Source organism: Hoyosella altamirensis, assembly GCF_014191505.1.
Taxonomy (GTDB): domain Bacteria; phylum Actinomycetota; class Actinomycetes; order Mycobacteriales; family Mycobacteriaceae; genus Hoyosella; species Hoyosella altamirensis.
Window position 1 is genome coordinate 1058018 of sequence record NZ_JACHWS010000001.1, and the last position, 11983, is coordinate 1070000.

Consider the following 11983-nt stretch of genomic DNA (forward strand, 5'->3'; position numbering starts at 1 on the left):
CGTCGTAGATTGAGGCCAAAGGCGATGTAGGAGCCGGTATCTCACAGTCCTTACGCGCGACAACCATTGGAGCGAAGGAGTGGCGGTGTCTGCATTGAACGCAGCTGGCGCTGGCTGGTATCCGGATCCATCGGGCGAGCGAGGCCAGCGACGCCAAGAGCGATTCTGGAACGGTGCGGCCTGGACCGCGCAAGTGCGTGCGTCACGGTCTACCGAGCCAGCAAAACTGTGGATCGCGTCGGGCCTGCCATCGGCTGGGCCTGGCGAGATCATTCCGCCGCGGCCCTTGCGGCTGGAAGACATCATCGCTGGGGCGGCGCGCCTCATGAAGGCGCAGCCGGGGTGGCTTATCGGATTCCCGGCTGCGGTTTCGGCTGTGATGATGCTGTTGTGGTTTGGCGCCACTGCGGCACTCGGCGTATGGATGTTTAGCAGCATCGATGTGAGCGCAGGGAGTTTCTTCTCGACGATTGTGTTGCTGTTTCTGCTGATCTTCGCCATCGAGCTCGTAGCGTTCGCGGTGATAGCTACCGCTGTGGTTGCCGTTTCTGAGCCTGCGATCCGTGGGAAGGCAATCGAGGCGCGAACAGCGCGCGACAAAATCATCGCATCGGCCCCGCGTCTGGCCGGGTTCATGGTGATTCATGGCGTTCTCACTCTGGCGCCTTATGTTGTCGGCGGCATGGTCCTCGTGACGATCCCGGTTCTGCTCATCTTCGTCCCAGTGGTCTGGGCTTTCACGATGTGGCTGGTGGTGCGGTATTCGCTTACGATCCCGGTCATCCTGCTGGAAGGTGCGACCACGATGCGCGCATTACGCCGCTCAGACCAGCTAATTCAGGGGTCGTGGTGGCGGTCCCTGGGGATCCAGGTAGCGGCCCTAGTGCTTATGTGGTGCGCATTCTTCGTCGGTTACGCCGTGACCTTCGGCCTCGGCTTGTTCTTGATTGGGTCTGGCTGGGCGTTCTACATCGCCGTGGTACTGCTGCTGTATTGCGACCTCACACTGCGCAAGGAAGGCGCGGCGCCAGTGTTGACGAGCGAGGGTTCAGATGACTAGAACGGCATGGCTTCTCGTAGTCACGGTTGTGGTGGGGATCGGGCTGATCGCCATGCTGTTTCGAGCCGCCGAAAACGATGCAGACCGGGCGCAAGCGCAGCAGGTGCTGCCGGAAACGGTGCCGGAACTCGTGCCACCCGTCGCGACCGTTGCGCCCCCTGCCCTCGTGCCTGAGGCAACACGCGTCCCTGTCGTCGTGCCTGACGTGACACGCGTGCCCGTCGTTGTCACCGAAGTGACTCGTGTGCCCGTCGTCGTGCCCGACCCGGTGCAGCCTCGGAACGTGGCACCAGCGCCGATCCAGAACCCCCAGCCCGAGGTGGCCGCTCCGCCGGTCGCCGAGTACACCAGCGAACCTGCCCCACAGACAACAGAACCAGTCATGGAACCCCCGCCACCAGCGGTCTCCAGAGTTGTCATCACGACAGTGGGTGCGGGCAAAGGCCATAAGATCGGCCCCGACATGTACCAGGCAACAACCTATGGGACGGCATCAGTGGTGTTCCGCTGGGAATCGTCAGGTGCTTCAGGCAAAGTCACGGGCGAAAAGTGCACTGTGGTCACGGAAGTCACCGGGCCCGGTGGATTTTCGCACATTGACCGCAGCGCATCATGCACCGGGCGGATGCGTGGAGACCTTACGCTGAGTACGCCTGGCATCTACACCATCACGACGACGGTCACCGGGCCCGACGGGATTACGGCGACGGGGTCGTTGCCGTTTGAGATTGTGGCTGGGTGAGGGTGTTGAGGTTCTGGGCCGGCTGAGTTGGGACAGAGTATCTCAAAGTTTCAAGACAGCTATTGTGGATTCTTCGGCGGAGTGCGAGGATAGTAGCGGGGCATAGGCTCCAGGTTTCATTCAAACTTTCGAAACCGCTTCGCTCACTGAAGGACCCGCCATGTGCGCCTTGCAGTACGGCAGAATGTGCACGCTGGTGGAATCGTCCTGTGGCCAACGCCGTCTTACGGCCGCCCTCGTCGCCTCTTCTCTTCCCTAAGCGCTCTTCCACTGCTGTGCCCGGGAGCCACCCTCATGATTGACACCCATCCCCGCGAATCGGAATCCCTCCTAGCGGAGACAATCGAAACGCCGCCACGTCACCGCGTGTACCGGATCGGCCTAGTCGAAGATCAGCAAATATACGCCATCGGGCTGTCCGTTCTGTTCGCGAACGAAGCAGACCTGAACCTTGTCGCGATCGCCCCCACGGTGTCGTCGCTGCTCAGAGTGGATTATGCCCTCGACCTCGTGATCGTGGACCTGCGATTCGCGGACGGACCCGCATTGCGCTCGGACTTCGCTGCACTGCAGCAACGTTCAATCAAAATTGTGGTGTTGGCGTCTGAAGAGGACCGGTACCTGATCCGGTCCGCAGCCAAATGGGGTGCGGTCGGGGTGATCCTGAGATCGGACTCTCCTGAAGTGGCGCTAGACGCGCTTCGGCTCGCGGCCGCGGCTAAGCCGCTCATGAGCGTCGATACGGAGTGGACCGCAGCCCTCGACGCCGCCGGAGGTGACGTTCGGCTCCCAGAACGCCAGCAACAAGTACTCGCGCTGTACGCCGCTGGGGAGAAAGCGGCGACAGTCGCGCGGAGAATGAATCTCTCGGTCGACACCGTCAACGACTACATCACCAGGATCCGCCGGAAGTACGCAGAGATCGGTCGGCCTGCGCCCACGAAAATGGATCTGTACAAGCGAGCGCTCGAGGACGGCTGGTTGCCTGTGCCACGTCGGCGTCGGGGGAGCACGAGCGTGTCGCGGTGACACCGCCGTCACCGGGCCCGCAGAATCCGCTCAGCACATCCAGGCGAAAGCGCATGAGCGGCAACGAGGTGCGCGATGCGATGCTCGGCACTGCATTGGAAATGGTTTACGTGCATGGACTCACGGTCAGCCTCGACCACATATCGATGGACGCGATCGTCGCCGCGTCCGGGGTCGCTCGCAGTGCTGCATACCGGGTGTGGCCGCGCCGCGAAGAGTTCATCAATGACCTCCTGCTGCAGCTGGCGGCAAGCCCACAAGCATCTCCAGTCGTCTACGACCCACCCACTTTGAAGATGGCTCTCAATGCGTTGATTGAGCTGCGTGAGGGTCTGACGACACCGGAGAGCAGGCGCAAGATCCTCATCGAGGTCTGCCGAATCGGCGCGATCACTAACTTCGAGGATATTCGGCAACGGAATACATGGCAGACCCATATGGCACTGTCTGCAACAGTTCTGTCGTACCCGGAGGAATATCGAAGGGAACTACAAGACGCGATCAACCAGGCCAGTTCGTCCTACGTCGATGGCATGGCTCAGTTTTACGAGGCAATGGGTCTCGCACTAGGTTTCGAGACGATTCCAGGCACTGACTTTCGGTACCTCGCGGCGGTCAGCTCGGCGCTCATGGAAGGTATGGTGCTGCGCAGTCTGACCGTCTATGACGGGCGCGCCGGGCTTCCAGACCTCATCCGCACCTTTACAGCGGATCCATTTAACACAGGCGATGAGCGCGAATGGAACGCGGCGGCTATCTCTTTCACCGCCAATCTCCTCGCCGTGGCCCGGCCATCGGGCGACATCACCTCCGCCGAACTGGACGAAAGACTCGAAAGAGTTAGGCAGGCAATCGCGCGCATCGAGGCCGACGCGGAGGAATCCAAGGAGTGGCTGACGCGGTGAGCGTGGGTGAGGTAGATCGCGCGCCTCGATGCTGCATCCGATACCCCCAGCGCTAGGGGCACGCAATTCGTGGATTCCCGCCAAACTCAATAAGCCATAGAGTGAGTTACATCGGGACCATGAAACTCTGGCCCGTGAACAGGTTCCAAGGAACTTTGCCGGGCTGCCCATCCCAGTTGAATGCGCGCTAGTGGGCTTGTTTGTCTCTCGTATTCTGCGGTTGCAAAGTGAAGGTACGCAAATGGAAACCCTTATCGCAGTCGGTGTGCTTCTCGCCCTTTTCATTTTCGGGTGGTTCTGGAATGTCCTCACCGACTCCGCTGAGGACAAAGCACTCGATCTTGCTGATAGAGCCATCTACGGTCGAGAACGCCAGGCCACAACTGATCTCGGTGAAGCTGCGCTGCGGATCCGCACCAGCGTGAACTCAGCCGACCTTTGGAAAGAGATCAGCTTCCGACTGCCATTGCCCTACGGCAAGCCAAAGTTCCAGGAGTCGCTCTACATAGCTGGCGAGCTGGAGAGCACGCAGGAAGGCAACTACGGACTGCGCATCAACTGGGACGAATGCATTCAGTCAGCGATCGTCGTGATACGGGAGAGCGACAAGCAGACAGTGTGCGAGCACGCCATGCTGCAGTGGGCAGAAAGCGGCATGGCAATGCGTAAAGCAGTCAGCCACTTCAATGCGTTGCGGGAGAATCTCGTCGCACTCGTCCAGGGCATGGATCCGCAAGCACGAGTGACTCTGGTCGACGAACACGACCGGGAGACGCCGTTCACCGCCTCCAAATCGCTCAACTAGATGAAATCAGGTGACTCGCTATGGACGGAGCAGTTCTGCTCATAGTCTTTCTAGTGCTCGTATTCGCCGCCCTCTGGATTGTCGACATGGTGATGGGCGGCGTTGTCCTTGGGCTGTCGAAATTGATATCGGCTCCATTCAAGGCGGCGGGCAGGGCCCGCGAGAAGACCAAAATGGAGGGCTACGCCAACGGACTGACATTCCACACCACCACCCCAGCCGATCGGCTCCGCGCGGCGCTCGCTGACCACATCAACGCTGGCGAATTCCACCCCGCTAACAAAGTCATTCCAGAGAAGGATGAACCGGGCCGATTCGTCATCGGAATTGCCTGGCATGAGCAGACGGAGCTTCAGTTCGAAGGTGGTGGAAGCGCAAAAGGATCCGGCCTGCCGATCGTTGTCGCCGAGGTTACCTATCGAGCGGGCGGGCGTGGATCTACCGGCGTTGTCCGGCTAACTCGCTTTCCCAGCGAGACCGGGTGGGCTGAGGAAGCTGTAATGGAGAACGTGTACCCCTGGCTGCTGACCCCAATTCTCGATCTCGACCCAACGGCTGACGTGCTGAAACGTGAGAAGGCAGTTGGGCGGATATGAAGTTTGGCCGTCGGCGGCTCGACATGTGCCGAGAAATACATCATGATCGGCCGTCGCAGGGGTGCGTTCTTCGGCACGTGTCGAGGTCCCTTCCCACAGCTCGAACTGCCGCGGCTGCTACACAGAAGAGTGCGGGGCGCTCGTTCGACGCAACGACAGTTCGCACCTAATCAGGGCACAGTCGTGCGCCCGAAAACCGCGCTGAAGGATCGTGAGGAGACGAATACGTGGGCAAGCTCGTGCGAGACAAGATTCCCGCACTGATCCGCGCGAGTGGGCGGATGCCGAGTGTCCGCGTGCTGAACGACAACGAGTTCGCCGAAGCGCTGCATGACAAGCTCATCGAGGAAGTGGCAGAACTCCGCGAAGCCGACTCCAGTATCGACTGCCTAGCGGAGGCGAGCGATGTGCTCGAAGTTCTGAAAGCCATCGTCGGTTTACATGGGTTCGACATCGATGACGTCGTGCGAGCAGCTGCGCAGAAGGCTACTGATCGCGGGGCTTTCGTAGATCGACTCTGGCTAGACGGATCGAGGCATACGTAGTCAGCCGCGCGGCCACTGTGGAGGCTGACGCCAGTTAGTGGCGGCCGGCGTGGCGCGATGAGTCGCAGGAGAATGCTCACGAACAATCTGGACGCCAGCCGGTGTTCGATGCTGGCTCGGCATCCATGCATCTTCAGGCTGCGCTGTCGCCGCCGTGAGCTAGCCTCTCCGCGATCCACACTTTGATAAGTGACTGGCGTGTGACGCCGAGACGGGTTGCTTCGCGATCGAGTTCGGCGATCATCCATACAGGGAAATCGACGTTGACCCTTCGGGGTTCCTCCCCGGGGCGCCGTGCACGTGCTGTGTCGAGCACAGCCGACATGTCCTCGCCATCATCGAACCGCTGGTCAAACTCGCTAGCCTTCATAGATGGCCACCTCACCTTCCCGGGAGCGGCGGACAGAGATAATCCGGACACGCATCTCGCGATAGGTAACAATCGCCGACCAGCATCGACCTTCGATCTTCCCGATCACCATCCACCTCGGTTCGTCTGACGTACGGGCAGGAACCTCTACACGATGGGGATCCCTCCACAACGCCTGTGCCCTGTTGAAGTCGATCCCATGCTGGGCCTGGTTCGTGCTGCTCTTGGCGGAGTCGAACTCGAACTCAGGCATGTATAGAAAGTATACCGAGACAGGGTCGACGTGTCGCGGTGGGCCGTCAGGCGATGCGTAGAGCCAACCGTAGATAGATCGTGCACAATTCGGCAGCGTCAGCTCCACATCGGCGGTGCCCGATAACGGTACCTCGCTCGGAATGCGCGGCTGGAATTGCTGTTCAGCGTGATTAGCGAAATGCTAAATCGCTCAGACAAAGCGCGATGTCCCCGGCTATGGCGCGAGGAAAGACGCGTGGAAAGGGCACAGGCCGAGGACCGCCGTACTTCGCTCCCGTAGTCAGCCGCGCGGCCACTGTGGAGGCTGACTCCAGTCAGTGGGCGGCCGGTGCGGGTATGGCGGAGGTGGCGGCGGGTAATTCATGTATTCCGGCGACGGGCGATGAGTCGGCGGAGCTGCGGGCGGCGGGGGAGACGGAGCCGTGCGTGCGGTTCCACTGTGAGGCGCGACGTAGCCAGAACCAGGATGCGAGCGGAAATAGTTCGCCTGACCATTCACGTTCGGTGGAGGGATCGGCGCGTGGTGACTGTTCGTCGAGACTGCTCCTTTGGGCCGAGGCCCACGTAGCGCAAGCCCTGTCGCAACGATGACGAGGCCGAAGAGTATCGAGCCGATGTGGTCTCTCACCGAGTCACCTGGCGTGGTGACCATAACGAGGGTGGTCAGCAGGCCGAAGCCCAGCGTCGCGATCGCGGCGACGTTCCACGTTCGGCCTGACTTTCCGGTTTCCGGAACTGCTGGCTGAGGTTTGCTGCGTTGCTTCATGCGAATCGCGTACGCCCCGCCCACGCATACCCCGGCAATGGCCAGTCCAACGAAGAACTCACCGACTGACGAGTCGGCCACCATCACTGCGAGGAAAAAGCCACCGAGCATGTTGAGAAGGATTGCCGGGATCGGCCATGGGCTTTTCGGGTGCGGCAAGGTCGCTGGAGGTGCCGGCTCGGGCATCGCCGATGGAAGGTCGTGAACTAGTTCGTCAATCTCGTGCTGAAACTTCGCGACTGCACAGTCCCCGGAGCGTTGGGTGTATTCGTCCACGTCCAGATAACCGAGAGACATCGCGCGTGTCAGCAGATCTAGCCCGCGCTGACGTTCAGCGTCACCAATGCGTCGCGCGTTGCCTGGTCCGTTAACAGCGTCCACAGCTCACCCTCCCTTACAACGAGGCTACCGGCGGGAGATGGCCACAATAATCCAGATGGGCAACCAGAGGCCGGCCGTCAGGATCGTCAGAATGAAGTGAAGAAGGTGGTTGACGGGCCGCTGGTAGTTGACCATCACTGGCGAGTTCGATGACGACATGTTGTTGATATAGATCGGCGGGGGACTGTACGGCGGGTAGTAGCCTGCCGCTGGCTGAGCGACGAGGGGAGCGATGTGAGCTGTCCACCCTTGGCCGTCCCACCAACGCTGAATCGTCCGATCCATCGCATCCGGGTACCAGCCGGCCGGTGCCGATGTTGGCCGGTGATCAGGCGTATGAGCAAAATTAGATCCCGCGGCGTGCGGAGCCAGACCTGGCGGCTGCGCATGCGGAAATTGTTCCGTGGGCGTGGCTGACTGCGCTAGCCAGTAGTCATCTTGATGCCCGTAATTATTGCTCACACCACCAAGTTATACGCATACGTTTGGCTTGCACTAGTGGCGGCCTCGCGACCTGCGGACCGCGGCGGACTTGACGCGCCTAACGCTGTTAGGAATACTGAACAGCGTTAGGAGTATTGATGGAAACTGTTCGGGAACGACGCCGGTTGCAGACTCGTGAGGAGATTCTTGCTGCGGCGTGGACGGCGGCACGGGAGGACGGGCTCGCGCGCCTGTCGTTGCGAGATCTCGCCCGGCGCGTCGGAATGCGCGCGCCGAGCCTGTATAGCTACTTCCCGTCGAAAGAGGCGATCTACGACGCGATGTTCGCGTACGGACAGCAGGAGTTCGCGGACCAGGTCGCTGAGACGCCGAGGACCGGCAGCCCGCGAGATGTATTCCGCCGTGCCGCCCATAGTTTCTTCGACTTCTGCGTCAAGGACCCCGTCCGGTACCTGCTGTTGTTCCAGCGGACCATTCCCGAGTTCGAGCCATCGCCCGAGTCCTACAGGCTCGCCGAACAGAATCTCGGCAAGTTCGCCCAGTTCATGAAGGACTGCGGCGTCACCGACCCTCGTGCCATCGACATGTGGACCGCGATGCTCACCGGGCTGGTCAGCCAGCAGCTGTCCAACGACCCCGGCGGTGACCGCTGGGCCCGCCTCCTCGACGACCTCGTCGACCTGTACTGCGATCACATCGGACTTTAAATCGGAGGAATCATGACCATGTCGGCAACACCAGTGACCGTCTCGACGATCGCGTCCATCAGCCACAGCGAAGCGCATGACCTCGCCCGCGAGGCATACGAGCGATTCGCGGCAGTGCTGCGGCAGGTGCAGCCAGACCAGTGGAGCAATCAGACAGATTGTGCCGCGTGGACCGTGCGTGACCTCGCTGGGCACCTCGCGGGGGCCATGCAGTCCGCGGCGTCCGCGCGCCAGATGATCCGGGAACAGTGGGAAGTGAAGCGCCGCGCGAAAACGTTCGGTGGCGATGAGGTCGACCACATGACCGCCATTCAGGTCGAACGCACAGCCCACCTGTCGACGGCCGAGCTCGTCTCGCTCTGTACAGAACTCGCGCCCAAGGCCGCGCGGGGCCGCTCCCGGATACCCGCAGCGGCACGGCGGTTCGCGCGATTCCCGGTGATCATGGGCGATCAGATTGACGAAACATGGTCGCTCGGATACCTCGTGGACGTCATCCTCACCCGGGATACCTGGTTGCATCGCATCGACCTCTGCCGTGCCATCGGCGTGAATCCCGTCCTCGATGCCGAGCACGACGGGCGGATCATCTCCGACATTGTTGCCGAATGGGCTCGGCGCCACGGAAAGCCGTTTTACCTGACACTGACCGGGCCAGCCGGAGGAGTGTACGAAAATCCCGGCGCGGACGCGGAAAAGATCACGATCGACGCCGTCGAATACTGCCGGATCCTTTCTGGCAGAACCAGCGGCGAAGGGTTGCTCGGGGCAGCGGTGCCGTTCTGAGGGGGATCAGCTAAGGGACGGAACACTAGTTGGTAATGGATCGGTGTTTCGCCGACGGGACTGCCGGGTGGAGTCATGAATCGTGCGCCGCGGTCGAAGCATAGGTGTCCGGTCATGCATCAACTAGGGGTGGCCGAATTGCAAGTGCGATCAGGCGGCGCTTGATTTCACCCGCAGATTTCGTCAGATCGAATGTCGCAAAACTAATCTCGTGACGTCTTCGGACTGCGCCTCCCAAACTCCCTCTTTGAGAAATGTCGAAAGTTGATCATCCGTACTGCCGAAGAAGGCCCCTACAAATCAGGCTGGTCTCTTTACTGCAGATTCCTCAGTAGTCGTCATCGCATTTGTTCCAAGCGTTTGATGTTGACCTTAATCGAACGCTGGTGTACCTGTTCTGCTGAAGACAGCGAGCGCTTAGGTGTCCAGGGTCGGATCGTCGCGGCCGTGCATGACGTGGTGAAGTGTTTCCGGCAGGGTTGCAAACGACGCCGTGGCGGGATTGAGACTGAGGAGTCGACTGAGACTGACCGTCCTTTGTTCACCGAGACGCTCGTTGATCTGCTCAGTGGGCATCACGTAAAAGTCCCACTGGTTAACCTCAAGCGGGTTGACGGTCTGCTTGTCGCGGTGTTTGAGGAGGCAGAACACGTAGACGTCGGCTTGCCGTTTCCGTTCCTCTGAGACGGTATTAGTCGTGGCGTCCCACCCTGTTGTGGGGGAGATGTTGAAGCTGACGGCTGAGTGCTGAGTCTGCTGCCACGACTGGATGTACGCCGCTGATTTCACCTCGATTAGGGTGCCGTCCGGTAAGCGGAGATCCGCAGCGTCCCATTCTGTGCGTACCTGGTCGGTAACGCACCCAAGCGCTAATCCGACGATGTACTCCGCGAGCACGCCTCTCAACCTGTTGCTGACTAAGTCTGAGCAGGACCAGCTCCAGAAGTCGGAGACTGTTGCACCGATTGATGAGCCCTCGATCGTGATGGGCTCGGACCCAGTCTTCGGGATTACCGTGATGCGTGGGAGCTTCCCGTTCTTTGATGCCTGCTCCATGCGTTCATTCTCGATGATAAAGCCCTGAACTTGCGGCAGTTCGGCGCTGAGTTCCGTCATCGAAATCCACCGGAGTGAATGGACGAACATCACTCGCCGCTAAGCAGATAGTTCATGATGTTGCGATCCGTTTCCGGCAGGTCGTGGATGGCGACGCCATGGTCGCTCCCGTCGAGGGTGATCATCCGGGCGTTGAATGTGGCCGCTAGTGCCTGTCCTCCGGCGTAGGGTGCGGCGGCGTCTCCTGTCTGGTGGAGGACGAGTGGCGGGTGGCGCAGCTTCTCGCCTGACCATGGCACGGGTTGCGTGACTGGTGCCCATCCTGCGCAGAGCAACCCGGACCCGAAAACGTTAGCTTCCGCGACGATCCGGTTCCCGCCGGTCAGGTAGTTCCAGGCGGTGTCCGGAATGGTGTGGACGGCTGGGGGATTAGCGTTTTCGTTGCAGGTGATCGCGGTGATGACGTATTGCATGAACAGCGGTACGGGGTCGGTGCGGGTGTCGGGTGTGCCGTGGCGGATTGCATCGGCGATGTCAGGCCACGACGAGCTGCGGTAGAGACCGACGAAAACGATGAAGTCATACAGGCGCGAAGGCTGTGCCCCGGCGTAGGCGTATTGCGAAGTGCGCCATATTGGTTTGGTCAGTGCGTCGTCAATGGCGAGGTACTCGTCCGTCCAGGGAGAGAGTTGCGGTGGTGTGTCGCCGGGGCGCGCTGGTGGTGGGGGAACTGGTGCGGGCGCGCCGCTTTCCTGCTTAATCCGGTCCGACCAGCTCTCATACACCCCGCGGGGTGTTGTGCCTAGACCGTAGGTGTCGTTGCGCTGCGCGATCCACGCGAACAGATCGTGCAGGCGCTGCATGCGTGCGGGTACGCGATCGGTGTACAGATTCAGCCAGCGCGAGTCGGGGGCGACACCGGAATCGAGCACCATCTTGCCGACACGGTGGGGAAACAATGTCGCATAATCAGCCATCAGTGCCGCGCCGTAAGACAGGCCGTACAGGTGGATTGTGTTCTCGCCGAGGGCGCGGCGCACCACATCGAGGTCGCGTGCGGTGTTCTCCGTAGTGATCGTGTCGACATACTCCACGTCGCATGCTTGCCGCAATAGAGCACCGACAGCGAATGCACCGGCGGTGGTGTCACATTCCAGGGGGGTCGACCAGCGCAAGCCGCGGGGCTGCATCGCCACAAGATCAAAATGCGCACGCAGCCCGGTAGGGAACGATAGGTCGCGTTCGGTGGAGAACATGCCGAGTGCGTCCGTGCCAGGGCCGCCGGGGTTGCCGAACAGCACACCGCGGCGCTCACCGGTAGCGCGGATGCGCGATACGGTTACCGTGATCGAGCCACGTTCAGGCGCGTTGTGGTCACGAGGGACGGTGACCTCCGCGCACTCCGCGTCCGGTGCTCGTGCCTCGGTGGGGCAGGGACCCCACGTGAGCGGTGTGTCGGCATGCGCGACTGGCGGCAGCAGCGCAGCGACCACCAACAGTGCCGTAAGCAAACCGAGCCTGAACATCTGGGAGTAA

General features: G+C 61.0%; 15 protein-coding genes. 9 read left to right on the top strand and 6 right to left on the bottom strand.

Features of this window, described 5'->3' with window-relative positions; genetic code table 11:
- Positions 1-85: 85 nt before the first annotated feature.
- The 7 genes from FHU29_RS05095 (at position 86) to FHU29_RS05125 (ending at position 5682) form a co-directional block, all read left to right on the top strand.
- Entirely contained in the window at positions 86-1060 is a 975-nt protein-coding gene (locus FHU29_RS05095) for a DUF2510 domain-containing protein (RefSeq protein ID WP_064441743.1), read from the top strand.
- A complete protein-coding gene (locus FHU29_RS05100; RefSeq protein ID WP_064441745.1) occupies positions 1053-1802 on the top strand; it encodes a hypothetical protein in 750 nt (249 codons plus the stop codon). The genes FHU29_RS05095 and FHU29_RS05100 overlap by 8 nt, the downstream gene beginning before the upstream one ends.
- Before the next feature lie 294 nt (positions 1803-2096).
- A complete protein-coding gene (locus FHU29_RS05105) occupies positions 2097-2831 on the top strand; it encodes a response regulator transcription factor (protein WP_083962462.1) in 735 nt (244 codons plus the stop codon).
- A gap of 53 nt (positions 2832-2884) precedes the next feature.
- The gene (locus tag FHU29_RS05110) at positions 2885-3736 is read left to right on the top strand and encodes a hypothetical protein (RefSeq protein WP_064441747.1); all 852 of its coding nucleotides are present in this window, start codon (positions 2885-2887) and stop codon (positions 3734-3736) included.
- 241 nt (positions 3737-3977) lie between these two features.
- On the top strand, positions 3978-4541 hold the full coding sequence (locus FHU29_RS05115) for a hypothetical protein (RefSeq protein WP_064441749.1): 564 nt from the start codon (positions 3978-3980) through the stop codon (positions 4539-4541).
- Between the two features lie 20 nt (positions 4542-4561).
- Positions 4562-5137: a hypothetical protein gene (locus tag FHU29_RS05120; protein ID WP_064441751.1), complete on the top strand. Its 576-nt coding sequence runs from the start codon at positions 4562-4564 to the stop codon at positions 5135-5137.
- 227 nt (positions 5138-5364) lie between these two features.
- Entirely contained in the window at positions 5365-5682 is a 318-nt protein-coding gene (locus FHU29_RS05125; protein WP_064441753.1) for a nucleoside triphosphate pyrophosphohydrolase, read from the top strand.
- A 133-nt stretch (positions 5683-5815) separates the two neighbouring features.
- Here the strand turns inward: FHU29_RS05125 and brnA are convergent, their stop codons facing one another.
- The 4 genes from brnA to FHU29_RS05145 form a co-directional block, all read right to left on the bottom strand.
- Entirely contained in the window at positions 5816-6052 is a 237-nt protein-coding gene (gene brnA, locus FHU29_RS05130) for a type II toxin-antitoxin system BrnA family antitoxin (protein WP_064441755.1), read from the bottom strand.
- A complete protein-coding gene (locus FHU29_RS05135; RefSeq protein ID WP_064441757.1) occupies positions 6042-6305 on the bottom strand; it encodes a BrnT family toxin in 264 nt (87 codons plus the stop codon). The genes brnA and FHU29_RS05135 overlap by 11 nt, the downstream gene beginning before the upstream one ends.
- A gap of 282 nt (positions 6306-6587) precedes the next feature.
- Positions 6588-7454, bottom strand: coding sequence for a DUF1707 SHOCT-like domain-containing protein (locus tag FHU29_RS05140; protein WP_064441759.1), 867 nt, complete (start codon positions 7452-7454; stop codon positions 6588-6590).
- Between the two features lie 24 nt (positions 7455-7478).
- Positions 7479-7916, bottom strand: a complete 438-nt coding sequence (locus FHU29_RS05145) for a DUF2510 domain-containing protein (RefSeq protein WP_198156544.1) — start codon at positions 7914-7916, stop codon at positions 7479-7481.
- A gap of 119 nt (positions 7917-8035) precedes the next feature.
- On the opposite strand from FHU29_RS05145, the gene FHU29_RS05150 reads away from it, so the two are divergent.
- Positions 8036-8605: a TetR/AcrR family transcriptional regulator gene (locus FHU29_RS05150; RefSeq protein ID WP_074390913.1), complete on the top strand. Its 570-nt coding sequence runs from the start codon at positions 8036-8038 to the stop codon at positions 8603-8605.
- A 12-nt stretch (positions 8606-8617) separates the two neighbouring features.
- Positions 8618-9391: a maleylpyruvate isomerase family mycothiol-dependent enzyme gene (locus FHU29_RS05155; RefSeq protein ID WP_064441764.1), complete on the top strand. Its 774-nt coding sequence runs from the start codon at positions 8618-8620 to the stop codon at positions 9389-9391.
- A gap of 417 nt (positions 9392-9808) precedes the next feature.
- Here FHU29_RS05155 and FHU29_RS05160 read toward each other — a convergent pair whose 3' ends face one another.
- Entirely contained in the window at positions 9809-10507 is a 699-nt protein-coding gene (locus FHU29_RS05160; RefSeq protein ID WP_198156545.1) for a hypothetical protein, read from the bottom strand.
- A 29-nt stretch (positions 10508-10536) separates the two neighbouring features.
- Positions 10537-11973, bottom strand: coding sequence for an alpha/beta fold hydrolase (locus FHU29_RS05165; protein ID WP_064441766.1), 1437 nt, complete (start codon positions 11971-11973; stop codon positions 10537-10539).
- Positions 11974-11983 lie beyond the last annotated feature (10 nt).